This window comes from Dyadobacter sp. SRI_021 (assembly GCF_057586235.1).
In genome coordinates, this window is record NZ_JBYCZM010000007.1 from 1 (window position 1) to 25,870 (window position 25,870).

The window sequence follows — 25,870 nt, forward strand, 5'->3', positions numbered from 1 at the left end:
ATACGCCACATACGCCACCCGGTCGAGCGCGACCCCGGCCCCAACAAAGAAGTTAAGCGGGGCTGCCTAAGCGGGGCTACCTAAGCCGAGGGCGTTCAGCCGCCACAATTACTAATCAAATACAATAGCACTCCATGAAGGACGCTTTTTTGCGTTTAGGGTGTTTCGAATGTTTATCCCTTGACAGAATCACAAGTCGTAGCCCGGAATAATGCTGGTAGGCAGACTATCTCTGCGTAGATTTAGTACACTCACACAACTTAATTTTAGCTCCTGAGCAATCTTTTGCCTTCTCTGGCTTTTGGCTCTGTCCAGCGTTGAAAGATACTCTCAAAAGCGGGAATGGCCTAGCTAACCACCCACCAACAAAAAAGCCGATCATCAGACCGGCTTTGAATAGGAAACTTATATCTTAATGAACAACTGAAGCCGCTTTAAACTGTCGTGCCATAAATTCAATTGAAGCGGAAATAATGCCATCCACATCGATCCCGCATTCTTTGTAAAGCTCCGAAGGCTCACCATGTTCAACGATCGCATCGGGAATCCCGAGTCGCTTCACTTGGCTGGTATATCCGTTATCAATCATAAATTCGAGCACTGCGCTGCCGAATCCGCCTTGTAAGCAGCCATCTTCCAATGTCATGACTCTGTCATAGGACGAGAAGATTTCGTGCAGCAGAGCCTCATCCAGCGGCTTTGCAAAACGCATGTCGAAAAGACCAGCATGGATGCCCTGTTTCTCTAACTCTTCACACGCTTTCAAAGCAAAATTACCAAGTGGACCGAATGAAAGAATGGCAAGATCGGCTCCGTCTTTCACTTTTCTTCCTTTACCAATCTGGATTTCTTCAAATGGCGTTTTCCAATCCGGCATAACACCATTGCCTCTTGGGTAGCGGATCGTGAATGCATTCTTGCCCGATTGAAAAGATTCCAACTGAGCTGTGTACATCATATTCCGTAGCTCCTGCTCATTCATAGGCGAGGCAACAACCATATTTGGAATACAACGCATGAAAGCGATATCGTACACGCCATGGTGCGTCGGCCCATCGGCTCCTACCAATCCGGCTCTATCCAGACAGAAAATAACCGGGAGTTCCTGAATGCACACGTCGTGCACGACCTGATCGTATGCACGCTGCATGAATGTGGAGTAGATATTACAGAAGACAATGTCGCCCCGTGTCGCCATACCTGCCGAGAAAGTAACAGCGTGCTGCTCGGCAATACCGACGTCAAATGCTCTTTCCGGAATGGCTTCCATCATAATGTTCAATGAAGAACCGGATGGCATTGCAGGTGTGATACCCACGATCTTTTGATTCTCTTTGGCCAGCTCCACAATGGTATGGCCGAATACATCCTGATATTTTGGCGCCTGAGGTGTATTGTAGACTTTTTTCTGAATCTCGCCCGTGATTTTGTCGAAGACGCCGGGAGCGTGCCATTTCGTCTGGTCTTTTTCTGCCGGGCCATAACCTTTTCCTTTGACGGTAAGGCAATGCAGCAACTTGGGACCAGGAATGTTTTTGAGATCTTTCAATACTTCGGTCAGATGGCTGATATCGTTTCCATCAATGGGGCCGAAATAGCGCAAACCGAGCGATTCGAAAAGGTTGCTCTGCCGCAGGATTGCTGTTTTCATAGCCGTTTCGACTTTGGAAACAATTTCCTGGGCGCTTTTTCCGAAGTTGCTCATTTTGCCGAGCAGGTTCCAAACCTCGTCTTTAAACTTGTTATAAGTCTGCGAAGTGGTAATGTCGGTCAGATATTCTTTTAAGGCACCGACGTTCGGGTCGATGGCCATGCAGTTGTCATTAAGGATAATCAGGAGGTTGGAATCCGTGGCACCGGCGTGGTTCATGCCTTCGAAGGCTAAACCAGCCGTCATGGCGCCGTCTCCAATGATGGCTATGTGCTGGCGTTCGAAGTTCTTTTCCAACGCGGATGCTACGGCCATACCGAGTGCCGACGAAATAGAGGTAGACGAGTGGCCTACCCCAAATGCATCGTAAATGCTTTCTTTTCTTTTAGGAAAACCGGACAATCCGCCGTAAACGCGGTTGGAATGAAACTCATCGCGGCGACCGGTAAGAATCTTATGCCCGTAAGCCTGGTGACCTACATCCCAAACGAGCTGGTCGTCGGGCGTGTTAAATACATAATGTAACGCTACGCTCAATTCCACCACTCCCAGACTTGCACCGAAGTGTCCGCCGTAAACCGACACGTTATCGATGATAAATTGCCTTAACTCGTTGCAAACCTGCGGAAGCTGAGAACTGTCCAGTTTTCGAAGATCTTCGGGAGAATTAATTGTCGCTAATAATTTTCCTGGCGTTATAAGCATACCGTAGGGCTATTGAATCAAATTTACTAGCTGTCCGCTTTATTAAATAGTCACAAAATTAAGCAAATACGTAATAAGTCTGACTATTATTTTTGCTGGCTTGCCTTGAACAACTTCTGCTTCTCCTCACGCGTCAGGCTTTCATAACCCGATTTTGAGATTTTATCCAGGATCGAATCGATTTCCATCTGATCGGGCATTTCGATGGGGCTCGATGATGATGATGAATATACGCTGGTACTGCGGTACACTTGCCGCTCGCGGTAAGTTACTTGCATGGATGGGCGCTTTCTGAAAATGCGCGACCATATCGACAGTAGCCCGTAAATGGGTTTGCCCAAATCTGTCCCGTTTTGCAGCAGTTTGATGAAAATATAACCCGTGAACGCCCCGCCTAAATGCGCCAGGTTTCCGCCTGCATTAGGACCAACCGTTTGTGCAAGCGACAGAATGATATAGAAGAGTGCAATAAATTTAATGCGTACCGGCCCCAAAAAGATCAGGTTGAAGGTGTAGTTAGGCAATAGCGTAGAAGCTCCTACGGCCACCGAAAAGGCCGCCGCGGATGCACCCAACATCCTAGAACCTTCGATATGGGCCTGAAAATAAGGCAACAGGTTATATAACACAATGTAAATCAGCCCGCCGGCGATCCCGCCCAGCATATACAACGCCACGACTCTCTTGGCGCCCAGATATTCGTCCACCAGCTTTCCAAACCAGTAGAGAAAGAGCATATTGAAGAGAATGTGAAAAATATCATCGTGTGTGAAGAAATACGTGATGAGCGTCCAGGGCTTGTATATGAATTCTTCCGTAGCAGCCGGAAGCTGTAACATATTGATCACCAGTGCGTATATGTTTGAAGATTGGGAGAGGGTAAGCACAATCTTCATGAGCAGCAGAATCAGGAATACTGCTGTGTTTATCAGAATAATCTTTACAAGCGCATTCTCGGATTTCGCGAATTCCCTTTTAACGTCGTCAACAATATTGCTCATCTTCTTCTTCTAATAGAAATTTGACTTTTGCGTACCCCAGTAACGCAACAATATATATGCAAATAGCATTCCTCCAATGTGCGCGAAGTGGGCAACATTATCGGACTGAGCGTTTTGTATTCCTGAATACAATTCAAAAAGCCCATAAAAAGCGACGAAATACTTCGCTTTTATAGGGAACGGTACAAACAGGAGAAAAAGCTCCGTATTTGGAAATAGCAAACCAAACGCCATCAGGATGCCGAAAATTGCGCCCGAGGCGCCGACCATCGGTATGCTTAGCATACTCTGGTAAACGTCCTGTACATCTCTAATACTCTGTTGAATATACATGGAATTAGTCGGATTTACTTCAAAATCATTCACAAATTGAAGCCTGTATTCATAGTAGGCTTCGGCATGTTTGCTCAGGAAGTCGGCGAAGCCGTCGGGTGTGGGATTTTGTGTATATATCTCAACAGCCTTAGCCAATTGCCAGTTCTCATAAAGGCCTATCCCTGAGAACAGCAACCCCGCACCAATGCCCGTTACAAAGTAAAATATCAGAAAACGCTTCGGCCCCCACACCCTTTCCAGCAGCGGCCCGAACATAATCAGACCGAACATGTTACTGAAAAGGTGGCCAATGCCGCCATGCAGGAACATGTAGGAGACAAACTGGAAAATATGGAAATCCGGCGACATCACCGGCATGAGCGCAAACTGGCCTTTCAGATTAAAAACAGAAGAATCTATAAAGTAGAATAGAATATTCAGTATCAATAAATTCCTTACCGTGGGGGTTATGGCTAACATATTTGATTCAAATTCAAAGATTTATCTCCAATTAACTTCGCAAATCCGGTTTTTTTTCTCAACCGCGGAATATGTTCGCCAGCTTATCCATCGTCAGCAAAACGATAATCGGTTCACCACCGGGCGTCCGGTTCGGGTCCGAGGATGAGAACAGCTGGTTAAGCAATGTGTGTATCTCGACGTATGAAAGCTTGACGGCGTACCGCACCGAAAAACGTTTCGCGAGTGACCTCGACAAGCTTTCCGGCTTATTCAGTTTAAGGTCGGAATAACTCTGTTTGAGTTGCTCGATCAGCTCTTCGAACAGGTCCTGCTCGCTTTCCTCGGGCAAATCGGCCGGAATGCCGCGGATGATCAGCTCGTTAGCCCCGAATTCGTCAAACTCAAATCCTAAACTGCGGATCTCCTTTTTCGTCTCGTGCACGAGCTGCATGTCCGAATGCGTGAGCCGGATGGTTTTCGGGAAAAGCAACTGCTGACAGGCGCCATTACGGTTAATCAACATCTTACGATACCGTTCGTAAAGAATGCGCTCGTAAGCGGCCTTTTGGTCGATAAGCATGATGCCATCCTTCACCTGCGACAAAATGTAGCGGTTATGGAGCTGGAACAGCAATGCATCAGCCTCCGGCGCGGCAATGACCTCGGACGCCATCCGGTTCACTTTGCTGGCAACGGTTTTAGCCTGTTCCTGGTACACGGGGCGCGAAGCAGTAGTGGCGCCCATTTCGAATGCTGCCAGTTCGCGGTGCCTGTCTTCGGTATTTTGCAATCCCTCGAAAAGCTTGCTCCAATTGGTCAGGTTCGATTTAGATGCACCGCCCTCGCTCTTGCGCGGCTGCGCGGCCCAGTCGGGCATGACCGTGCGCGGGATCAGGTTGTTGTTCGGTTCGGCCGGTGTAGGGTTGAGGAAATTTATATTTTCTTCAAAGTCGATGGACTGTGAGAGATTATAAACACCCACTGCCTTCTTGACTGCCGCCATAATGATCGCATACACCGAGCGCTCGTCGTCAAATTTAATCTCCGTTTTAGTGGGGTGAATATTGATATCGATATGAGACGGGTCGATTTCAATAAACAAAACATAAAACGGATGACTACCCTCCGGAATGGTGCCGTCGAATGCGCTGATCACCGCGTGATGCATGTAATTATGCTTGATGAAACGATCATTCACGAAAAAGAACTGCTCCCCACGCGTTTTACGGGCAAATTCGGGCTTGCCGATGTAGCCGCGCACATTGATGTACGACGTGTCCTCCTGGCAATAGGCCAGCTGTTCGCGGTAGCTTTTGCCGTAAATATCGATGATCCTCCGCACCAGCTTCACCGGTTGCAGGTTGAATACCTCGGTATCGTTGTGATGGAGCGTAAAGCCGACTTCCGGATGTGCCAGTGCTACCCGCTGAAACTCGTCGAGTACGTGCCGCATTTCGACGGAATTCGATTTCAGGAAGTTCCTGCGGGCCGGTACATTGAAAAACAGGTTGCGAATCGAAAAGTTGGTGCCTTTCGGGCAAGCCACGGCCTCCTGCGTTTTAATCTCCGAACCGTCGATACGGATCAACGTGCCTAGTTCGTCAGATTCCTGGCGCGTTCGCATTTCCACCTGCGCCACAGCCGCGATGGAGGCCAGCGCTTCGCCGCGAAAACCCATTGTCTTGATCCTGAACAAGTCTTCCGATTGCCTGATCTTGGAGGTAGCGTGCCTTTCGAAGCTCATGCGCGCGTCGGTTTCGGACATTCCGGTACCATTATCGATCACCTGGATGAGCGTCCGGCCGGCTTCGCGGAGTATGACCTGCACTTGGCTCGCCTTCGCATCAATCGCGTTTTCCATCAGCTCCTTTACCACCGAAGCGGGTCGCTGAACGACCTCTCCCGCGGCAATCTGGTTAGCTATGGAATCGGGTAATAGTTGAATGATGTTGGATGAAGGCATGTTGGAAGTGGCAGTTAACTTTACTATAACAAATAAACAAAAATTTTTTTTACTGCCCGGCGAATATCGGTGGGTAACAAATCGGGAGATTTTGCTTTATCAAGAATCCCGATTGAAATAATTACATTAATAATTCAAATTTTACAGAAAACGAGCGCGTTAGTATTGTAAAAAGTTGTTGACTATTAATTAATTATATAACTTGGGATACTAACCCATGTTATTTAGCACCTGATCCTGTTATGAAAACGCCAATTATCAAGAGATTTAACTTTACCATGGCATTGCAATGGCTGATTTTTTTGCCAGTCATTCTGCCTCTTTGTGTCATTTTCGGCGCCGTACAAGGCGTCATGAATATGGTTGAAAAAATGGCGCACAGGATGTGGGTTGACATGGAATTGTGACACCGCTCCGACACGTTTTACTCAGCGTATCAGGTAGATATAAAACGAAAATAGCCCGGAAACTTCCGGGCTATTTTCGTTTACAGTTATTACTTAGAACTTCCAGCGTACAAATGCTTCCATTGCTTCGTATTCGGCCAGACCGAGTGAATCGTAGAGCTGGGCCGTTCCGCGGTTGCGCTCCTCAGCACGTTGCCAGAACTCGCGTGAGTCTTCGCCCTGGAACACCACACCGTCTTTTTGCGACTGGTGTTTGAAAATTCCCTGGCGTTTTTTCAGCACCTGGTCCGGGCTCATCGGCACTGCCATCTCGATTTCATAAATATCCCATTCAGCCCATGCGCCGCGGTACAACCATACCCAACAGTCTTTCATGAAGTTCTTATGTTTCGAGCGCTGCAATGCGGCTTCGATAGCATCCCAGCACACTTTGTGTGTTCCGTGCGGATCGGCGAAGTCGCCGGCTGCATAGATCTGGTGCGGTTTGATCTCCTCGATCAGGTTTTCGATGATCTTGATATCTTCTTCACCGATCGGCTTTTTCTGAACAGTACCCGTTTCGTAGAAAGGCATATCGAGGAAGTGTGCCTGGCTGGTAGGGATACCCACGAAACGGCAGGTAGCTTTCGCTTCACCACGACGGATCAGACCTTTCACCTTACGAACCTCTGGGCTGTCGATCTCGCTGTTTTTAGTATGTCTCAAAAATTCCTTCGCATCCAGGAACAACTTGCTCGCATTCGGGCTGTCGATATCGAAGCCTTTGTTGAAGTCGACGACGAAATCAATAAAACGCAATGCTTCATCGTCGGCTACGGCGATGTTACCGGAAGTCTGGTAAGCAACGTGTACTTCGTGGCCCTGGTCGACGAGACGTTGGAAAGTACCACCCATTGAGATAATGTCGTCGTCAGGGTGCGGGCTGAAAATCAGCACGCGTTTTTTCGCAGGCTGAGCGCGTTCCGGACGGTGCGTGTCATCTGCATTAGGCTTACCACCCGGCCAGCCGGTGATAGTATGCTGCAATTGGTTGAATACATTGATATTGATCTCGTAGCAAGCACCATATTGTGCCAGCAAGTCGCTCATACCATTATCGTTGTAATCCTTGTCGGTTAGTTTCAGGATTGGTTTTTTCAAGGTTTGCGACAAATGTGTTACCGCTTTCTTGATCATTTTATTATCCCAAACCACTGAATCCACCGCCCAAGGCGTCTTGATGCGGGTCAGTTCGGAAGCTGCGCTTTCGTCCACCACGAAAGTAACATCCGCATGTGCTTGCAGGTAAGAAGCCGGGTTAAGCTCGGTTACAGGGCCTTCCACAGCGTTTTTGATCACCGAAGCCTTTCTTTCACCCCAAGCCAGCAGCACTATACGGCGTGCATTCAGGATAGGTGCGACGCCCAACGTGATCGCCTTGCGCGGTACGTTGTGCAGCCCGCCGAACTCCATGCTCGCAGCGGCGCGCGTAGAGTGGTCGAGCGTGATGAGGCGTGTGTGCGAGTTGATGAGCGAGCCTGGTTCGTTGAAACCGATGTGGCCATTTCCCCCAATTCCCAGCAACTGGAAATCGAGTCCGCCTACCGCATTGATTTTATTCTCATAAGACGTGCAGTAATCGCGCAGCAAAGCAGCGGGTACCGTTCCGTCCGGAATGAAATAGTTTTCTTTTGGAATGTCGACATGATCGAACAGCTGCTCTTTCATGAACCGGTGGTAGCTGTAAATGGAGTCCGGCTCCATTTGGTAGTACTCGTCCAGGTTGAAAGAAATCACATTCTTGAAGCTCAAACCTTCTTCACGGTGCATACGCACGAGGATCGCGTAGACGGTCTTCGGTGAAGAACCGGTTGCAAGTCCCAAAACACAAGGCTTACCTTCCTTTTGTTTCTGACGGATGAGGTCCGAGATCTCTTTTGCAACCGCATAGGACGCTTCTTTGGAATCGGCAAAAATCTGCGTCGGGATTTTTTCATAGGTGATGGGCTGCCCTATGGTGCCGGTAGTGCCTTTTCCATTGCTGGAAGCTTGCATCAGGATGGTTTGTGGACTTACCGTTTGTTGGCTCATAACTAAATGTTAAATTATTTAAGAGTTTCGTGAATAGACTTCGAATTAAACTGCAAGTTACTCATGTGTTCGATCACGCACGAACGATTTGACCACAAAAGTACAACGGAAAACAATTATTCTTAAAATAATTTAAGAAATAACTTACACATAAAATTACGCTTGTCGCACCGCTATGGGCTATCCGTCCGCATTAAGCTTACGAGCCGGTTCGCACTTTAAATATAAAGTAAGTGTTAATATTTTATTCCAAAATAATTGCTCGTATTTTTGCGGCTTATTCCACGAGTATCACACCATTTTTTCTGACAAATCCCATGTCTACACTCACCAGCGTTGAACGCGACACCGCCATTTTTGATCTGATCAACAGAGAAAAACATCGCCAGGAGTCTGGTATCGAACTGATCGCATCTGAAAACTTCACGTCACGCCAGGTGATGGAGGCGTCAGGCAGTGTGTTGACCAATAAATATGCGGAAGGTCTTCCGGGCAAGCGCTACTACGGCGGTTGCGAGATCGTTGACGAAATCGAGCAGATCGCGATCGACCGTTTGAAAGAACTTTTCGGCGCTACCTGGGCTAACGTACAACCCCATTCGGGAGCACAAGCCAATACGGCTGTTTTCCTTGCTTGTTTGAACCCTGGTGATAAGATCATGGGCTTCAACCTGGCACACGGAGGCCACCTTACACACGGCTCGCCTGTGAACATTTCAGGTAAATATTTTCAGCCTGTATTTTATGGGGTAGAAGCAGAAACTGGTCTGATCGACTGGGATAAAGTAGAGGAAACGGCATTGAAAGAGCGTCCGAAACTTTTGATCTGCGGTGCTTCGGCATATAGCCGTGACTGGGATTACGAACGTCTTCGCGCAGTAGCCGACAAAATCGGTGCGTTGCTGATGGCTGATATTTCCCATCCTGCCGGCTTGATTGCAAAAGGTCTTTTGAAAGACCCGTTTGATCATTGCCACATTGTTACTACTACTACGCACAAGACACTTCGTGGCCCACGTGGCGGTGTGATCATGATGCGTAACGACTTCGAAAACCCATTCGGTATCAAAACGCCGAAAGGTCAGCTGCGTACCATGTCGTCGCTTCTGGACTCAGGCGTTTTCCCGGGCACACAAGGCGGACCTTTGGAGCACATTATCGCTGCCAAAGCCGTTGCATTCGGCGAGGCATTGAGCGAAGGATATTACAACTATGCTACCCAAGTTGCGAAAAATGCACAGGCAATGGCTAAGGCATTTGTTGACAAAGGTTACCGCATTATCTCAGGCGGAACTGATAACCACCTGATGCTGATCGACCTGCGCACTAAAAATGGTGTGGAATCAGGCCTGACGGGTAAATTGGCTGAGAACACATTGATCAAAGCGGACATCACCATCAACAAAAACATGGTGCCATTCGACGACAAATCGCCGATGATCACCTCGGGTATGCGTGTAGGTACTGCCGCTATGACTACCCGCGGGTTGGTTGAGGCAGATATGGAGCGTATCGTTGACCTCGTTGATACCGTTCTGGTAAACAATGACAACGACGCGAAAATCGCCGCTGTGAAAACAGAAGTGAACGAATGGATGAAACAATATCCATTGTATTAATATAAACTAGTAGTAAAAAAATGCTGCGCGGTAACACTGTTACCACGCAGTTTTTGTTTTTGAGTTGGCCTAATATATTGACTTACAAATCAAAGGCCCTGAAATGCATTTGTCACCGTAAGCCTTTCGTTAACTAACGGTTGGCGGGAAATATATAACTTAAAGAATTGTGACCTAACTTGTTTTGACTTAACAAGTTTTTCATAACTTTGCACTCCAAAATCGAATTATTTGATATGAGCAAGAAGAATACGGGCGAATCCGGGATTGAAATCATTGAATCTCCGGAGGCATTAGCAGGCCAGATCAATAAAGCTGAGGTTTTTTTCCTTAAAAACCGCAAGGTTGTTCTTGGAATCGGGGTGGCGGTTGTGGTTGCTATTGCTGGTTTCGCGGGTTACCGTTTTTACATAGATGGTCAGGAAGGCACTGCCCAGAATGCACTTGCCAGTGTCGTGTACGATTTTGAAGCCGATTCATTGCAAAAAGCATTGAACGGAGCCGGTGGTAACGAAGGCCTTTTGTCAATCGCCGACAATTACAAAGGAACCGACGCCAGCAACCTTGCAAACTTCTACGCTGGTGTGGCTTTGCTGAAACAAGGCAAATACGACGAGGCTATCAGCCGTCTGCAATCATTCAGCTCTTCCGATCTGTTGATCCACGCACGTGCTCAATCATTGATCGGTGATGCTTATCTCGAAAAAAACCAGCCTGCTGAGGCTATCTCATACTATCAGAAAGCTGCTGATTATGAGAAAAACGAATATTTCACACCTGTTTATCTGATGAAACTGGCACTCGCGCAGGAGAAGGCCAACCAGCCTGCTGACGCGGTTGCTACGTATAAACGTGTTGTTGACGAGTTCCCACTTTCCTCGGAAGTGGTGAATGCCAAGAAATATATGGGATTATTAGAGGGACAGGTCGGCAAATAATGGTTAAACCATTCTGTTTCTGAAAAAGGATAAAGCCGACCTCGGTTTTATCCTTTTTTTATTCATTTAACCCGGAAATTTAAATCATACCTGTTTTTAATAAACCCCTTGAAAATCGATGTCAAGTGCCGATAAAAATTTAAGCGTGTTCACAACGGAAGGACTTCCGGATATCAGTAGTAAAAAATTCGCGATCGTCGTGGCCGAATGGAACAGCGAAGTGACCGGGAAACTGTTCGAAGGAGCTTACCAAACCCTGATCACCTACGGGGCGCTGCCTACGAATATCGTCAGAGGTAATGTACCAGGCAGTTTTGAGCTCACGATGGCCTCGCAATGGTTCGCGCAGCGCGCGGATATCGATGCGGTGATTGCATTGGGCGTGGTAATCCAGGGCGAGACGAAGCACAACGATTACATTAACCACGCGGTGGCACAAGGCATTACCAATGTGAGCCTGAAATACGACAAACCCGTCATTTTCGGTGTGTTGACCCCTAATAATATGGAACAGGCACTGGATCGTGCAGGCGGCGTGCATGGTAACAAAGGCGACGAGGCAGCCATTACGGCGATCAAGATGATCGGGCTTAAAAATATAATTTTGAATGATTGAATGACTGAATGATTGAATAGGGCGGGTTACTGATTTGCAACATTAGCCATAGCTTGATTTATTACTTAAAGCCTATTCGGTCATTCAATCATTCGGTCATTCAATCATTACCCATTCAGTCATTCAAAATTCAATCATTCATAATTAACTATGCAAGTCTGGAAATTTGGCGGTACTTCGGTAGGGAAGCCTGAGCGTATGCACTCAATCCGCGAACTCCTCAACAATGATCCTAATCGTAAAATTGTGGTATTGTCGGCTTTGTCCGGTTCTACCAATGCGCTGATCGCTATCGGAGAAGCGGCCAAATCGTATGACGATGCCAGGGCTGCTGCTTTGATTGAAGAGTTAAAAAATCATTACGATCTGTTTATCAAAGAATTGTACTCTACGCCGGAAGGATTGGAGGCTGGTCAGCAGATCGTAGACTCCGAATTCGGGTTTATCAAATCCGTGGTAAGCGTGAAGCCTTTCACGATCAAGCAGGAGAAAGAACTCGTTGCGGAAGGAGAAATATTGAGTACCAAAATGTTCCAGGCTTATCTGGAAGAAAAAGGCGAGAACTCGGTATTGCTGCCTGCATTGGATTTCATGCGCATCGACGCCGACGGTGAGCCGGAACTGGCAACGATCGAAGAGAAATTGGTGACGATTTTGAACCAATATACCGACAAACAGACCATCGTTACCCAAGGCTTCATTTGCCGCAACCCGCGCGAAGAAGTAGATAACCTGAAAAGAGGAGGGTCTGACTACACGGCTTCATTGATCGGCGGTGCCATCCGTGCCGACGAAATCCAGATCTGGACCGACATCGACGGAATGCATAACAACGACCCGCGCATTGTGAAGCGTACCTTCCCGATCCGCGAGCTGACGTTCGAAGAGGCGGCAGAGCTGGCTTACTTCGGCGCGAAAATTTTGCACCCTAGCACCATTACCCCTGCCAAACTACGCGGTGTGCCGGTTCGTTTGAAAAACACTATGCAGCCGGAAGCGCCGGGTACACTGATCGCGACCCAGACTTCCGACCGCGATATCAAAGCCATTGCTGCGAAAGACAATATCACGGCGATCTACATTCATTCGACCCGTATGCTGAATGCTTACGGCTTCCTTCGCAGGGTGTTTGAGATCTTCGAAAAATATAAAACACCGGTGGACATGATCACGACTTCCGAAGTATCGGTGTCGGTAACGATCGATAACTCCGAAAACCTGGAACAGATCAGTGCCGAACTGCGTGAATTCGCTGATTTGGAGGAACATGACCGCGACCAGAATATCATTTGTATCGTAGGTAATTTCAGCGCCGACAAAGAAGGCATCGCCCTGAAAGTGCTTGACGCGATGAAAAATATCCCGATACGAATGATTTCGTACGGCGCTTCGGAACACAACCTTTCATTGCTGATCCATTCAAAATACAAAGCGGAAGCGTTGAATGTCCTCAACGAGCGTCTCTTCTTTTACGAAGACGCCATGAAAGACATCTTCACTGCTCCCTGAGCTCAAAGCATTCAAATACTAAAAAGCTGATCGCCGAAAGCCGACAGCCGACAGCCTCATGTTACAAACCAATTTTATCCGCGAAAACCGCGAACTAACCATCGCGGCATTGACCAAAAAGCATTTCAAGGATGCCGAACAGGCGGTAGACCGCATTATAGAACTCGATGGCAAACGTCGCCAGATTCAGCAGGACCTGGACGATGTGCTGGCTGCATCCAACAACAAAGCCAAGGAAATCGGCGCATTGATGAAAGCCGGCCAGAAAGCCGAGGCAGAAGCCGCCAAAGCCGACACCGCTGCATTGAAGGAGCGTTCCAAGGCGTTGGAAGAGGAGCATAAGGTATTTGAAGAGGCGTTGTTACAAGAGCTCGTAAAGCTGCCAAACCTTCCGCACGAGAGCGTTCCCGAAGGCCGCACCGCCGATGACAATGTGACGGTTCTCGAAGCCGGTACCAAGCCGGAATTACACGAAGGTGCATTGCCGCATTGGGATTTGATCAAAAAACTGGGTGGTAACCTGGCCCCGATCATCGACTTTGAGCTTGGGAACAAAATTACCGGAGCAGGTTTTCCGGTGTACAAAGGCAAAGCCGCACGTTTGCAGCGCGCCATGATCGCATTCTTCCTCAATGAGGCGGGTAATGCAGGCTACACCGAAGTGCAGCCGCCGATCGTGGTGAATGCGGATTCCGGTTTTGCGACAGGTCAGCTGCCGGATAAGGAAGGCCAGATGTACCATGCGACCGTCGACGATTTGTATCTGATCCCAACGGCTGAGGTACCGGTTACCAACCTTTACCGTGATGTAATCGTGGCTGAAAGCGAATTGCCAGTGAAAAACGTGGCATTCACTCCGTGTTTCCGTCGCGAGGCGGGCAGTTGGGGCGCACACGTACGCGGGCTGAACCGTTTGCACCAGTTCGATAAGGTGGAAATCGTGCAGATCAACAAGCCGGAGGATTCATACAAAGCCCTCGACGAAATGGTGGAACACGTGAAAAGCCTGCTCGAAAAGCTGGAACTGCCTTACCGCATTCTGCGCTTGTGTGGCGGCGACATGGGTTTTACATCCGCATTGACCTACGATTTCGAAGTATGGTCGGCCGGGCAGCAGCGCTGGCTGGAATGCAGCTCCGTTTCCAACTTTGAGACTTACCAGGCCAACCGTTTGAAACTGCGTTACAAGAATGCCGACAAGAAAACGCAACTGCTTCACACCTTGAACGGCTCTGCATTGGCATTGCCACGTATCCTGGCCGCATTGCTGGAAAACAACCAGCAGGCCGACGGAACCGTGAAAGTACCGGCGGTATTGGTGCCGTTCTGCGGTTTCGATGTGATCGAATAATGCATTTGAAATACGATTAACGAAAGGCTCTCATTCCGATGAGGGCCTTTTTGCTTTTTGGAGCAAAGCGGTCACACCGGTTTGCTCCATAATGAGCCTGCCGACCTTCTCAAATGCGGCGCCTTCTTCGATTTTAAATGTGTTTTGAAATTGATTGTTGTTGATATGGGTTTGGAAACATCGGAAGCTAAGCTTGGAATGGCCGGAGTAATGGGTGATCAATTCGTGAATGTGGGTTGATACCAGAAAGCACGAGCCGCCGAAGTTCGCAAAACCATTGAGTACGGTTTTAGAGCAGTGCAAAGCATCCTCCTGATTAGTGCCGCGGAACAGTTCATCTACAATCACAAAGCATTTTTCGCCCTTGTTCAACGCCTCAGCGATTTGTTTGATACGCATCATTTCATTGTAAAAATGGCTGAAACCCTGGTCGAGGTCGTCGGAGAGGTGGATAGACGTGAAGAGCCGGTCGATAAATGGTAATTGCAGCGATTTTGCTGGTACAGGCCAGCCCAGATGCGCGAGATAAACAATGATACCGCAGGTTTTGAGAAAAGTCGTCTTACCGCTTGTATTTGCTCCGGTGAGGATACATACGGGAGCGTTGGTGCCCAGCTCGAGGTCGTTGGCGATTGCATCGGTAATGAGCGGGTGCCAGGCTGCTTCGGCATTGAAATCATTGGAATGCAAATCAAAAACCGGAAATGTAAGTCGATGGCGTCTGGCTGCTTTGACAATCGCCATACAGGCATCCAGCTTATAAAGCGTGTCGAGCATTTGCCGGAACCCGTCCCGGTGGCTGATCCGCAAATGATAGTCGAGGTAGAAGATTGAGCGGTTGGATAGTTTCCCCTCATTCTTTCTCAAAAACACAGACAGAAGGGGGGAGAAGATAAACTTCCTGAGCCCGGCAATGTCTTCGGCAATTTCATCGGGAATGGCAGTTTTCGAAAGGTGATCCAGCGTGGATTGAACCGCCCTGGCCAGTCGCAGCGTTGCGAGCACGCCGCTTTGAATGCGGTAATATTCCCCCTTGTTTCTAACCGAATACCACCACGTATCAAACCAATGCTTGATCACATCCTGCGACATAGAATGCGCCACGCTTAACGCGTAGTAACTTTCGGCGGCGGCGGCATATGCTTTGGCAATGTTGACCTGCCAGGCCGCCGGACGCATGGCAATGGCTTTTAGCAGATCCTGAAAGCAAATAATGTCTTCGGGCGTTTCCTTGGGCCGGGTGATAATGCTTTTGAGATAATCGCCGCCGCCCAGCGTTTCGGTGTGGTTATAGAAAGCGAAAATGCTGGCTGCACGGCTGTTTTCGGGCAGGAGTTGTAGTTCGTGTAAGGTATGCCGGTCTACGAGCTGCATTCGGGTAGTTTTGCGTATTCCCAAATGTAGGAACCGGTGCGAATACGTGCCGTTAAAGAAAGTTAAACTTGCAAGTACGGGAGACGCGGAGTGGGAAGAAAACAGGATCCTTTCTTGTTAATGTTAGCTGGAAGCTGCTTCTTCCTGTTTCGGAAATGCAAGCCAGATGAAATAGCCTGTCAGGAGCACAATAGCGGTTTGCATGCTGTAATCGATGAGCAGTTCCGTCGACGCAGCGGTGTCCGAGGGCGTCATGTAGCACGGCATTCCGAGCCGCCACCAGTAAGAGGGATGCACGACACAAAGCAAGTTGAATACGAAAAGGATCGTAATCTGTGTTTTGTTCTTCCAGTCAACCACATAGAATACCAGCGGGAGCAGGAAGAGAAAGATATAATTGCTGTAAGCGCTCTGTTGTACGATCATCATCGTAGCGTACAAAACCACCCATACTTTGGAAAGCATTACCCGGAAATCGGCATAGCGGAGGCGCCAGGCTGAAATGCAGGCCAACCCTACCGAGGCTACGAGGCCGATCCAATTCCAGATTTTCTCACCAACGCCTATAGAATTGTAGAACCAAGGGTTCAATATCGACGGGATATTCGGGGCACGCAATGTTTTAGCTTCATCGAGCGGCTGCATGAATTCCAGCCCGACGAGCGGGTACAGAACAGCCAGGGAGATAATGCCGATAATGGCAATAGGAATGACGAAGCGGATCTTTTGTTTTTCCAATAAAAATAAAGGCACCATAATAAGCACGAAAATGGCTTTGGTCATCAACAAACCAATGGCCAGAACGGCAGCATACCACTCTACGCGCAATGTGCGCTCCCGCAGTAGGTACGCGAGGATTACGAAAAGCCACATCCAAACGTCCTCCTGCGCACCTATCACACATAGCACGAGAGAGCCGGGCAATAGCAGGTAAATGAGCGCCCGGAACAGAAAGGTCCCCCGTGATTGGAATGGCCTGAAAAAATGGTAGGAAGCCAGTAATGCAATGCCGTCCATAACTGCCATCGTGAGCACAATCATTTTCGGACTGTACCAGATTTTCAGCCAAATGCCGAGGAAATACGCGTACAGCGGCGAATAGGGCGACCAAAAGTCACGGTACACGACTTGTCCCAATGAAGCCTTGCTCCCCTCGTCCCAGAAGCCGTTCACATCCGAAGTCGGTTCCATATTGGCGACCAGGTACACGGCGATGAATGGTAGCAGCCTCAGAAATATCCAGGCGACGGCCAGTACCGCATTCGCGGATTTTTTTTCCAGCCAGTCGGTCAGTGCGTCCTTTTTGAATAGAAATGCAGTGGTAACCAGTAATGCCGCCACGCTGATGGCGGTTTTAGCAAGGACTATATTCATGCCGTTGCCAGGGTTTGGGTGCGAACTACCTTACGATACGTTTCGCGGAGAATCCACAAGAAGCAGAGCACATTCAGGATTTGCAGCACGTACTCGAACAAGTAAGAAGCATTGGCAAACAGGCTCAGCGACGTGTACGCGGGCTGTTTGATATACACCCACACAAACGGCTGCACGACCGTAAGCCAGTTCAATGCGAGCAGTACCGCTACGTGAGCGGTTTTGCGGATATCGATGATTTCAAACAAAACAGCCATCAGGTACGCGATAACGTACGCGCCCATCGCGCTCGCCTGGAAGAGCATCATGCATACGAAGCAGGCGATGAAAAGGCCGGGCAATACTTCGCTAATGTGCCTGTGACGCGCTTTGAATGCCATATAAACCGGGATGAAAACCGTAAACAGCAAACCGAACCAGTTGACTAAGGTTGATTTCTTCTCATCCACATGGAAAACGATCTCTACAAATGGCCTTAATACCGAGAACAAATTCGGAGTCATCAACTGCTCTGTGTGCCGGATTGGCATCAGGAACAGATCGCCGATTTGCCAATAAAGGAATCCAACGGCCGGTAGCCCGATCGCCGCCATCACGAGCAGCATTTTAACGGGTTTTTTCACCATTACCAACAATGCGGGCAGCAGGAATATGAATGTGACTTTGATCGTCAGCAAGGTCATCGCATACAAAAGGCCGATGCCTACCTCGTAATTGCTCCTATTTTTAATGGTATAGCGCCAGATCAGCAGCGCGGCGCCCCAGAACCACACTTCTTCCTGACCATCCACGAGAATGTACATGAATGCAGCCGGAAGCATATAGTAAATGGAAGCCAGTTGCAGCGCTTTCGGGTTTTTGCTTTTATAAGTATTGTAGGTAAGCCAGAGAATGGCGGTTTCCATCAAAACCATGAATAGCACGATTGCCCGTGCATTGTGCCAGATCCAGACGGGTAGGCTGATAATGTAGGCGTAAAGCGGTGCGTGATAGGACCAGAAGTCGCGGTACACGAAACCGCCGGCTTTGGCGCCCTCAGCTTTGTAAAAAAAGAAAGGTATATCACCTCGCGGTTCTTCGTTGATGATGAGGAAAATGCCGATCCAGGGAATGAGCCGGAACAGCACAAAGCCTAATGTGAGAATCAGTTTATCGTTTTCCCGCTGCCATTTTGAAAACAGATCCGAACGGCTGATGGTCCAGATGATTCCGATAGTCAATGCAAGGTTGATGAGCAGCTTAATATAAAAAACGGTAAGAACGGGCATGTGTAATCTGTCGTGATCAGGGCGCAAACTTAAGACAACTTTTGTTGAAAACGTCCAGCAAAACCCAAAGTTTTAATCGGTTAGAAAATTGTATGCTTGCATACTGTTTTCGTAAATCCTATTTTTGAAAATCTTCATCCTCAAAAATCAACGTCTTCTATGTCAGCTTCCCAACCACTAACCGGAATGGATTTCAACTTCAGCGAAGAGCACCTGGCGGTGCAAGCCGCTGCACGCGACTTTGCACAATCCGAGTTATTACCCGGTGTGATCGAAAGAGATACCGCCCAGCATTTCGACCCTGCATTGTTAGGTAAAATGGCCGAAATGGGCTTTCTCGGCATGATGGTGGCGCCCGAATACGGCGGCGGAGGTATGGATACGCTTGCTTATGTGCTTGCGATGGAAGAAATATCGAAGGTGGATGCATCGGCCGGGGTAATCATGTCGGTGAACAATTCGCTGGTGTGCTGGGGCCTCGAAAAATATGGTACGGAGGAGCAGAAACAGCAATATCTGACGCGGCTTGCCTCCGGTGAGCTCATCGGTGCGTTCTGCCTGTCGGAGCCGGAAGCCGGTTCGGATGCCACTTCGCAACACACGACCGCCTTTCTGAACGGCGACCATTATTTATTGAACGGTACGAAAAACTGGATTACCAGCGGGAATACTTCATCGGTTTGCCTGGTGATTGCGCAGACGCACCCGGAGGCAAGACATAAGGGTATTAACGCCTTCATTGTTGAGAAGGGTTGGAATGGCTTCGCAGTGGGCCGTAAAGAAGATAAAATGGGCATAAGAGCCTCAGACACACATACCTTGATGTTTTCCGATGTGAAGGTGCCGGTCTCAAACCGGATCGGGGACGATGGCTTTGGATTCAAGTTCGCGATGAATGTGCTGAATGGGGGGCGCATCGGTATTGCGGCGCAGGCGCTAGGAATCGCTGCGGGGGCTTTTGAGCTTTCCTTAAAATATTCCAAGGAGCGGAAGACATTCGGCAAACCGATTGCCGACCACCAGGCGATCCAGTTCAAATTGTCGGAAATGGCGACTAAAATTGAAGCGGCGCGGTTACTTGTTTACAAGGCCGCCCGGTTGAAAGATGAAGGGAAGGAGTACATCCAGGCGGCTGCTATGGCAAAATTGTATGCATCCGAAGTGGCGATGTGGGTGACAACAGAAGCGGTCCAGGTACACGGGGGCTACGGTTATGTGAAAGAATACCACGTCGAGCGCCTCATGCGGGATGCGAAAATCACACAGATTTATGAAGGTACCTCCGAAATCCAAAAACTCGTAATCGCCCGGGAGCTTCTTAAATAATTAGTAATTCTCCCAAAAGTCGATTTTATTCTGAATGTTGGATTAAAATAATATCAAAATATCACTTTTTTTCAAATTTTTGTGAAACTATACTTGTATTAGTTTTGTACAATTTATTAGATTTGTACAAAATTTGAAAAATCGGTCAAAACGGCCCTTAAATATATCAAGTATGGAAGACTATAATAAGATTATTGAGTCGTTGGGGGTGAAATTTGTGAAGGCCCGTCATATCAGGATTTTACAGCCCATCACAATCAAAAACTTTTATGACGTACAGAACTCCCTGACCATTCTGTACGACGGTGAAGTTTCCTTCGGATCCGATGAGCCTCAGAGGGTTGAGGAAGGGGATATGCTCTTCATTCCGGGAGGTAAGCATGCTACCGTAACATACGGAAACGGCGCATCAGCCAAAACCGTGTCGAACGAGGAGTTCATGACTAACCGTGACAATTATATCGAAGCAGGCCACGATCCGGCATTGATCGGAAAGTTGCCAAACTCTTTCGGTTTGATATCTTTCGAAGCGAAAGTATTTGATACTGTAAACTTTTTCACGTCCCTGGACGTGCCTCCGTTCCTGATCAAACGCGACGACCAGATCGCCGCGACGATCAACCAGATCCTGACGGAAGATATGCTCGATACCCCTGGAAAGGGCCGTATCATTAAGATCAAAACCGAAGAGGTGGTGATCGAGATCATCCGTTATATTTTGAAAAACAAGCTGTTTGTTGAGCAACTCGTAACCAACAGTACGTATTTCAAAGACCCTCGTCTGATCGATATTTTCGCTTACATCAAAGACAATCTGGGCGGCGACCTGTCGAACAAGGTACTCGCCAACGTAGCGAACGTTTCGGAAGATTATGTAGGGCAGTATTTCAAAATGCTGACGGGTATTAATCCACAAGATTACATCGAATACCAACGCATGGAAAAGGCGGTGGACCTGCTCCGCACGTCGAAGAAAAGCATCCGCGCGATCGGTTCCGATGTGGGTTACAAAGACACGGCTTATTTCTGCCGCCGCTTCAAGATGATGTTCGGTATCCCGGCCGGAAAAATGCGTCGTCGCGAATCGCTGATGAATGTTTAGAATGTAATGTTAGACTATAATTGAAAAAGAGAACTGGTTCCGGTTCTCTTTTTTTTATGCCCCGTAAGCTGCATTTTCGGCGCTTTACGACGTACGGAATGCCTTGCTTCATTGCGCGGGCGTCAGTTGCACGGTGGTAACCTTCCATTTCCCGCCCGAGCGCACGCACACGCTCGTGTAGGCGACGTTACCGCTGAAGCCGTTGTTCTGAATCCTCGCGCTTACATTCCAGAAGCCCTGCACTACCGCGACATCGCCATACGTACGCGTGCGGGTGCCTGTGAGCATACCCGAATCGACAATAATGTAGCCTTGTCCGATTGCCTGCTGTAGTGCACGGCCGTCGATGGTCTGTCCATTGTAATTGGTCACAGTAAAGTCATTGGAAATAAGGTTACCGACAGCCGCCCCATTTTCATCCAGCATTGCCTGGAAAAACAGGTTGGAACAATCGGTACCGTCGACGGGCTGCGTGACGTTGTCTTGGGCTGATGCGGCCAGTGTCGCGAATGTCACGAGAAAGATGGTCAGGAGTTGTTTCATCATGTAGTCTGGTATGGTCAGGTGTTGTCAGATATGGTCAGGTATTGTCAGGTATAGTCAAGTGTGGTTGGGTGTTGTTGGTTTGAGAGCGTGCGATTTTTAGCAATTTTCTCGCATTGTATGGCTAGATTCGCCTCGGTTTTGAATGAACGAATTATGACAATGAAATTATCTATAAAAATCCTCTTGACCGCATTGATCGGTATTGTTGCCGGCTGTTCGAGCGCACCTGATAAATTGGGCAACCTGGATCTTAAAAAGTGGCGTGGCGACCGTGGCGGCTGCAACGGCATCCGCAAAGGCCTGGAAAGCGATTTTAAGAATGCTGAAAATGAATTGAAAGGGAAGTTCGCCGACACGATCGGCGAGATATTGGGCAGGCCGGATATTCATCAGCTCGGCGAGCGGAATACCAAATTCTACGTTTATTTCCTCGAAAAGGGGCCGCAATGCGAGAATATGCAAGCCAAATCGGACGCGCGTAAGGTACTATTGAAATTCAATGCGGTAGGATTGCTATCGGAGATTACTTACCAGGACAGGCCGCTCTGATGTCAGAACCGGCCATTCCGGCTATTGATAGAACTTCTTGATCTTAATCAGCTGCTCTACGGGCTCAGGCACCATGTAGCGGATCGACTGGCCTTTCTTAACGCAGGCGCGAAGGAATGTGGCTGAAATGTCCAGCAAGGGCGCTTCCACGAACTTCACGTCCGGATGGTTCCCGAATGCGTGCGGCTTTGAATTGGGCCGTGGGTAGACATACAGGCCCGTGTATTCCAAGATCTTGTCGTAATTCTTCCAGTTCGGGAATTGCGCAAGGTTATCTTCCCCCATGATCAGCTTGAATTGATGCTGAGGGAATTTCTCCTGTAACCTCACCAATGTATCGATGGTATAACTTGGCTTGGGCATGTGGAATTCAATGTCGTTAGCCCGAAACAATGTATTATCTGAAATAGCGCGTTGCACAAGGTCGAAACGATCGAATTCGTGCAGGAGGCTGCTGTTTTTTTTGAACGGGTTTTGCGGGCTCACGATAAACCAGACCTGCTCGAGGTCGGTGGTAGTAGCCATCGTATTGGCAATGATCAAATGACCGACATGAATAGGATTGAACGATCCGAAAAACAGGCCGATCTTCATTGCGCAGACTAAATTTTAGGATTGGATGAATGCCTGAACGAGATCTTCCGCTTTGGCCAGCGTTTCGTCCAGTTCATCATTGACAAGAACTACGTCGAACTCGTGCTCGAAGCTTTGCTCGTAACGCACTTTGGCCAGGCGTGTAGCCAATGTTTCGGCCGTTTCGGTACCGCGGCCCGACAGGCGGCGTTTGATTTCTTCATCGGAGGTAACCTTTACGAATACGGCGAGTGCGGCGTCGCCATATGCTTCTTTCAGTTTCAATCCTCCTTTCACATCCACATCGAAGAGGACGTGTTTGCCTTCATCCCAAAGGCGCTGTATTTCTGATTTGAGTGTGCCGTAGTAATTACCGGCGTAAACTTCCTCCCATTCCGCAAACTGCTGATCCGCTATTTTCTGACGAAAATCCTGCAAGGTCAGGAAGTAGTAATCTTTGCCGTCTATCTCGTAATCGCGGCGCGGGCGCGTACATGCAGAGACAGAAAATGCCAGTTGCTGTGTGTATTTATTTAAAAGATGCCTTACGATGGTGGTCTTTCCGGATCCGGAAGGGGCAGAAAATATGATAAGCTTACCTTTCACTCGAACAGATTAACTGTTAATTTTTGAAATAATCGTATTGAGAATACTGTCCGGGCAAGGTTTCTTGACAATTTTCATGTTGAGGGAATCCTTGATGCACTTTTCCAGGCGATAGGCCTCGATACAAGGGATGCATTTATCCATATTTTCGCGGAAGTGGTCCTTCTCTGCTTCGCTCGCCTCGTCATCCAGGATTGCCTGAATGATTTTCATACACTCAGCATGGTGCTCGCAGGTATGCTTCATTTGTTTTTGCGCAACTTCTGTTACAGAAGGCGTCGTGGAAGATGCATTCATTAGTTAAAATGAAAAAGAATAATGGAATATTGTACAGTTGTACCCTATAACCGAAGAGGTTGCAAAAAAAGTTTCACAACCTATGAATCATATCCCATTGAGCTCGCGTAGCTTCTGAGTTTTTCTTTCAGGAGGTTACGTGCGCGGTGCAGTCTGGACCTCACTGTTCCGATAGGAATGTCCAGGATTTTGGCCATCTCTTCGTAGGTGAAACCCTCGATGTCGCAGAGAATGATGACCGTTCTGAAGTCGACAGGCAGGGCGTTGAGTGCGTTCGCAACTTCATCGCCGATCAGTTCCTGTACAGCATCAGCACGGAGGTCTACGGTATAAGTGGTATCAGATGCTTCCTCGGAATTATAGGTCGTTTCAACTTCCTGATAATCTACTTTGGAAGGTTCTTTACTTTTTTTACGGTAGTCGTTGATGAAGCTGTTTTTGAGGATCCTGAAAAGCCATGCTTTTGCGTTGGTACCCTGTTCAAATGAAGATATAAAACGGAACGCCTTCAGATATGTGTCTTGAACCAGGTCGTTAGCATCGTCTTCATCCATGGTGAGGCGGAAGGCGAAGTTATACATGGAGTCAATGTGTGGCATGAACTCGCGGTTAAATACTTCATAACGAAGATCGTCCGTGTATTCATTAGTCGTGAGCGTTTCTGACATGGCAACTAACATAGGAATGCTGAATTTACAAAGATTAATAACAGCTCCAATTCGTACAAATTAAAATTTGATAAATGGCTGAATGGAGCGTCCTAACTGCCCTTATTTCACGATAAAATTAAAAAGAGCTGGGATGAATAACCTGCCTCCCAAACGGTGTCGCCTCGTATCGTTAATTTAATGTTACTACATCAAATTCCGAGCCAAAAACGAGGCTCCGCCAAAATGTCATGCTAGCGTTTGGAGAAGAGTTCCAGCAGGATAATGAGGATGGTTGTGAAGAGGGTGCTGGCGCCGATGCGGATCAGTGTGTAAAGGATCATTCCAAAATTGTTCATTTCCATTAGGAACAACATCGAATGGTGGATCAGGATCAGCGGGAAAATGTACGAGACGAATGCCCCCAGCCCTTGCGCACGTATGCCTACCTCCGCGCGCTCGGCCCCGCGCGATTTCATCTGGTAGTGGATCAGGAATGGCCTCAGGTAGGCAATCAGCACCGTCGCCGATGCATGCATACCGAAAGTATTTGAGAAAACATCCACTACAAAGCCCACGGCGAACGCGATGAGCAACGTATACATCCGGTCCATGTCCGCGGGCAGCAGCAAAATGGCCGCGATGTAAATGAAGCAGAACGCGTAGTTGAAGAGCACGATATTCCGCATGAAGAAGATCTGCAAAAATAGATAAAGCAGGATCATCAGGGAATATTGTATCGCCTCGCGTAAGCTCATTTTTTCAGGTCTATGGTTTTGGCTTTAAGATTTTCTTGTTCTACAAGTTGGTGATTTTGTACCACATACACGTATGACAGGTTCCGGAAATCGGTCGCCAGTTTCAGCACGATATTGTAAAATGTCTGGTTCGGGTTCACGGCTACGCTCTGCACTTTTCCGACCATGATATTCGGCGGGAAAACCGAGTTCTGGTCGGACGTTACGGCAGAGTCACCCTTATAGACTTTGGTATACTTCGAAACATCGATCATGTCGATGAAATTAGGGTCCTTCCCGTCCCATTTCGCATAACCGATTTCCTTGCTGCGCACGAGTTTGGATGACACCATGAAATTCGAATGCAGAATGGATGTAATGACCGAGTAATGTTCGGAACAGAACCGCACCTTGCCCACTACTCCTGTGGCGGAAATGACGCCCATGCCGGGTTTAATGCCATGTGCGGTGCCTTTGTCGATCGTAATGACGTTGTTTGCCTTGTTGGTTTCGTTATCCACTACTTTCGCAACGGTATACGTAAACCGAGCCGCAAACGCCGAGTCCGGCACATAACCGGCAGGCAACTGGCTTGGATTGGTCTGGCTCAACTTTGCCACGAGCGCGTGCAAATGTGCATTCTCGCTCGCGAGGTCGGCATTGATCTCGTCCAGCTTGGTATAATCGCGCACTGAGTTCGAAAACGCGAGGGTTTTAGCGACGTAGTAATTGGAAGTATTAAAGTAGGTTGCTCCCCAGTAGGTATTGTTGCGCACGATCATCCAGACACTGAGCACTTCCAGCAGCACAAATACCAAAAAGAAACGATTCCGGACAACGAAATCAACGAGTTGGAGCATGGGG

General features: G+C 48.2%; 24 protein-coding genes. 9 read left to right on the forward strand and 15 right to left on the reverse strand.

The window, feature by feature from the left end; genetic code table 11:
- Positions 1–412: 412 nt before the first annotated feature.
- From dxs to mutL, 4 genes are all read right to left on the reverse strand, one after another.
- Positions 413–2,356 (reverse strand): 1-deoxy-D-xylulose-5-phosphate synthase, encoded by a 1,944-nt coding sequence (gene dxs, locus AC2YIT_RS21330; protein WP_430850568.1) that lies wholly within the window; start codon positions 2,354–2,356, stop codon positions 413–415.
- Positions 2,357–2,442: 86 nt separating this feature from the next.
- A complete protein-coding gene (locus tag AC2YIT_RS21335) occupies positions 2,443–3,357 on the reverse strand; it encodes a rhomboid family intramembrane serine protease (RefSeq protein WP_430850570.1) in 915 nt (304 codons plus the stop codon).
- A 9-nt stretch (positions 3,358–3,366) separates the two neighbouring features.
- Positions 3,367–4,152: a rhomboid family intramembrane serine protease gene (locus tag AC2YIT_RS21340; protein ID WP_430850572.1), complete on the reverse strand. Its 786-nt coding sequence runs from the start codon at positions 4,150–4,152 to the stop codon at positions 3,367–3,369.
- 58 nt (positions 4,153–4,210) lie between these two features.
- Positions 4,211–6,097 carry a DNA mismatch repair endonuclease MutL gene (gene mutL / locus AC2YIT_RS21345; RefSeq protein WP_430850574.1) on the reverse strand — a complete coding sequence of 629 codons (1,887 nt, stop codon included), beginning with the start codon at positions 6,095–6,097 and terminating at the stop codon, positions 4,211–4,213.
- A 242-nt stretch (positions 6,098–6,339) separates the two neighbouring features.
- On the opposite strand from mutL, the gene AC2YIT_RS21350 reads away from it, so the two are divergent.
- Positions 6,340–6,504 carry a hypothetical protein gene (locus AC2YIT_RS21350; protein WP_430850576.1) on the forward strand — a complete coding sequence of 55 codons (165 nt, stop codon included), beginning with the start codon at positions 6,340–6,342 and terminating at the stop codon, positions 6,502–6,504.
- Between the two features lie 93 nt (positions 6,505–6,597).
- Here the strand turns inward: AC2YIT_RS21350 and nagB are convergent, their stop codons facing one another.
- Positions 6,598–8,538 (reverse strand): glucosamine-6-phosphate deaminase, encoded by a 1,941-nt coding sequence (gene nagB / locus AC2YIT_RS21355; RefSeq protein WP_430850867.1) that lies wholly within the window; start codon positions 8,536–8,538, stop codon positions 6,598–6,600.
- A 353-nt stretch (positions 8,539–8,891) separates the two neighbouring features.
- On the opposite strand from nagB, the gene glyA reads away from it, so the two are divergent.
- The 5 genes from glyA to serS all read left to right on the forward strand — a co-directional run bounded on the left by glyA (position 8,892) and on the right by serS (position 14,607).
- Positions 8,892–10,193 (forward strand): serine hydroxymethyltransferase, encoded by a 1,302-nt coding sequence (gene glyA, locus AC2YIT_RS21360; RefSeq protein ID WP_430850578.1) that lies wholly within the window; start codon positions 8,892–8,894, stop codon positions 10,191–10,193.
- Positions 10,194–10,429: 236 nt separating this feature from the next.
- Positions 10,430–11,131 (forward strand): tetratricopeptide repeat protein, encoded by a 702-nt coding sequence (locus AC2YIT_RS21365; RefSeq protein WP_430850580.1) that lies wholly within the window; start codon positions 10,430–10,432, stop codon positions 11,129–11,131.
- A 118-nt stretch (positions 11,132–11,249) separates the two neighbouring features.
- Positions 11,250–11,747 carry a 6,7-dimethyl-8-ribityllumazine synthase gene (ribH, locus tag AC2YIT_RS21370; protein ID WP_430850582.1) on the forward strand — a complete coding sequence of 166 codons (498 nt, stop codon included), beginning with the start codon at positions 11,250–11,252 and terminating at the stop codon, positions 11,745–11,747.
- A 150-nt stretch (positions 11,748–11,897) separates the two neighbouring features.
- A complete protein-coding gene (locus AC2YIT_RS21375; RefSeq protein ID WP_430850584.1) occupies positions 11,898–13,256 on the forward strand; it encodes an aspartate kinase in 1,359 nt (452 codons plus the stop codon).
- A 58-nt stretch (positions 13,257–13,314) separates the two neighbouring features.
- Entirely contained in the window at positions 13,315–14,607 is a 1,293-nt protein-coding gene (gene serS / locus AC2YIT_RS21380; protein ID WP_487280548.1) for a serine--tRNA ligase, read from the forward strand.
- 30 nt (positions 14,608–14,637) lie between these two features.
- On the opposite strand, the gene AC2YIT_RS21385 is transcribed toward serS, so the two are convergent.
- The 3 genes from AC2YIT_RS21385 to AC2YIT_RS21395 all read right to left on the reverse strand — a co-directional run bounded on the left by AC2YIT_RS21385 (position 14,638) and on the right by AC2YIT_RS21395 (position 18,623).
- Positions 14,638–15,981, reverse strand: a complete 1,344-nt coding sequence (locus AC2YIT_RS21385) for a MutS-related protein (protein ID WP_487280549.1) — start codon at positions 15,979–15,981, stop codon at positions 14,638–14,640.
- A 123-nt stretch (positions 15,982–16,104) separates the two neighbouring features.
- On the reverse strand, positions 16,105–17,355 hold the full coding sequence (locus tag AC2YIT_RS21390) for a hypothetical protein (protein ID WP_487280550.1): 1,251 nt from the start codon (positions 17,353–17,355) through the stop codon (positions 16,105–16,107).
- Positions 17,352–18,623 (reverse strand): hypothetical protein, encoded by a 1,272-nt coding sequence (locus AC2YIT_RS21395; RefSeq protein ID WP_487280551.1) that lies wholly within the window; start codon positions 18,621–18,623, stop codon positions 17,352–17,354. Before AC2YIT_RS21395 ends, AC2YIT_RS21390 begins: the two co-directional genes overlap by 4 nt.
- A 186-nt stretch (positions 18,624–18,809) precedes the next feature.
- On the opposite strand from AC2YIT_RS21395, the gene AC2YIT_RS21400 reads away from it, so the two are divergent.
- Together AC2YIT_RS21400 and AC2YIT_RS21405 are read left to right on the forward strand one after the other, a co-directional pair.
- On the forward strand, positions 18,810–19,949 hold the full coding sequence (locus AC2YIT_RS21400; RefSeq protein WP_487280552.1) for an acyl-CoA dehydrogenase: 1,140 nt from the start codon (positions 18,810–18,812) through the stop codon (positions 19,947–19,949).
- 172 nt (positions 19,950–20,121) lie between these two features.
- The gene (locus AC2YIT_RS21405) at positions 20,122–21,051 is read left to right on the forward strand and encodes a helix-turn-helix domain-containing protein (RefSeq protein WP_090376150.1); all 930 of its coding nucleotides are present in this window, start codon (positions 20,122–20,124) and stop codon (positions 21,049–21,051) included.
- Positions 21,052–21,159: 108 nt separating this feature from the next.
- Here the strand turns inward: AC2YIT_RS21405 and AC2YIT_RS21410 are convergent, their stop codons facing one another.
- Positions 21,160–21,597, reverse strand: coding sequence for a nuclear transport factor 2 family protein (locus AC2YIT_RS21410; protein ID WP_430850594.1), 438 nt, complete (start codon positions 21,595–21,597; stop codon positions 21,160–21,162).
- 159 nt (positions 21,598–21,756) lie between these two features.
- On the opposite strand from AC2YIT_RS21410, the gene AC2YIT_RS21415 reads away from it, so the two are divergent.
- Positions 21,757–22,146 (forward strand): hypothetical protein, encoded by a 390-nt coding sequence (locus AC2YIT_RS21415; RefSeq protein ID WP_487280553.1) that lies wholly within the window; start codon positions 21,757–21,759, stop codon positions 22,144–22,146.
- A 21-nt stretch (positions 22,147–22,167) separates the two neighbouring features.
- On the opposite strand, the gene nadD is transcribed toward AC2YIT_RS21415, so the two are convergent.
- From nadD to mreC, 6 genes are all read right to left on the reverse strand, one after another.
- Positions 22,168–22,740: a nicotinate (nicotinamide) nucleotide adenylyltransferase gene (gene nadD / locus AC2YIT_RS21420; protein ID WP_430850598.1), complete on the reverse strand. Its 573-nt coding sequence runs from the start codon at positions 22,738–22,740 to the stop codon at positions 22,168–22,170.
- Positions 22,741–22,755: 15 nt separating this feature from the next.
- Complete coding sequence (gene gmk, locus AC2YIT_RS21425) at positions 22,756–23,325, reverse strand: guanylate kinase (protein WP_430850600.1); 570 nt, start codon at positions 23,323–23,325, stop codon at positions 22,756–22,758.
- Between the two features lie 9 nt (positions 23,326–23,334).
- Positions 23,335–23,622 (reverse strand): phosphohydrolase, encoded by a 288-nt coding sequence (locus AC2YIT_RS21430; protein ID WP_106599622.1) that lies wholly within the window; start codon positions 23,620–23,622, stop codon positions 23,335–23,337.
- Between the two features lie 80 nt (positions 23,623–23,702).
- Positions 23,703–24,302 carry a sigma-70 family RNA polymerase sigma factor gene (locus AC2YIT_RS21435; RefSeq protein WP_015813277.1) on the reverse strand — a complete coding sequence of 200 codons (600 nt, stop codon included), beginning with the start codon at positions 24,300–24,302 and terminating at the stop codon, positions 23,703–23,705.
- A 221-nt stretch (positions 24,303–24,523) separates the two neighbouring features.
- Positions 24,524–25,027 carry a hypothetical protein gene (locus tag AC2YIT_RS21440; protein ID WP_291204387.1) on the reverse strand — a complete coding sequence of 168 codons (504 nt, stop codon included), beginning with the start codon at positions 25,025–25,027 and terminating at the stop codon, positions 24,524–24,526.
- Positions 25,024–25,866: a rod shape-determining protein MreC gene (gene mreC, locus AC2YIT_RS21445; protein WP_430850603.1), complete on the reverse strand. Its 843-nt coding sequence runs from the start codon at positions 25,864–25,866 to the stop codon at positions 25,024–25,026. Before mreC ends, AC2YIT_RS21440 begins: the two co-directional genes overlap by 4 nt.
- Positions 25,867–25,870 lie beyond the last annotated feature (4 nt).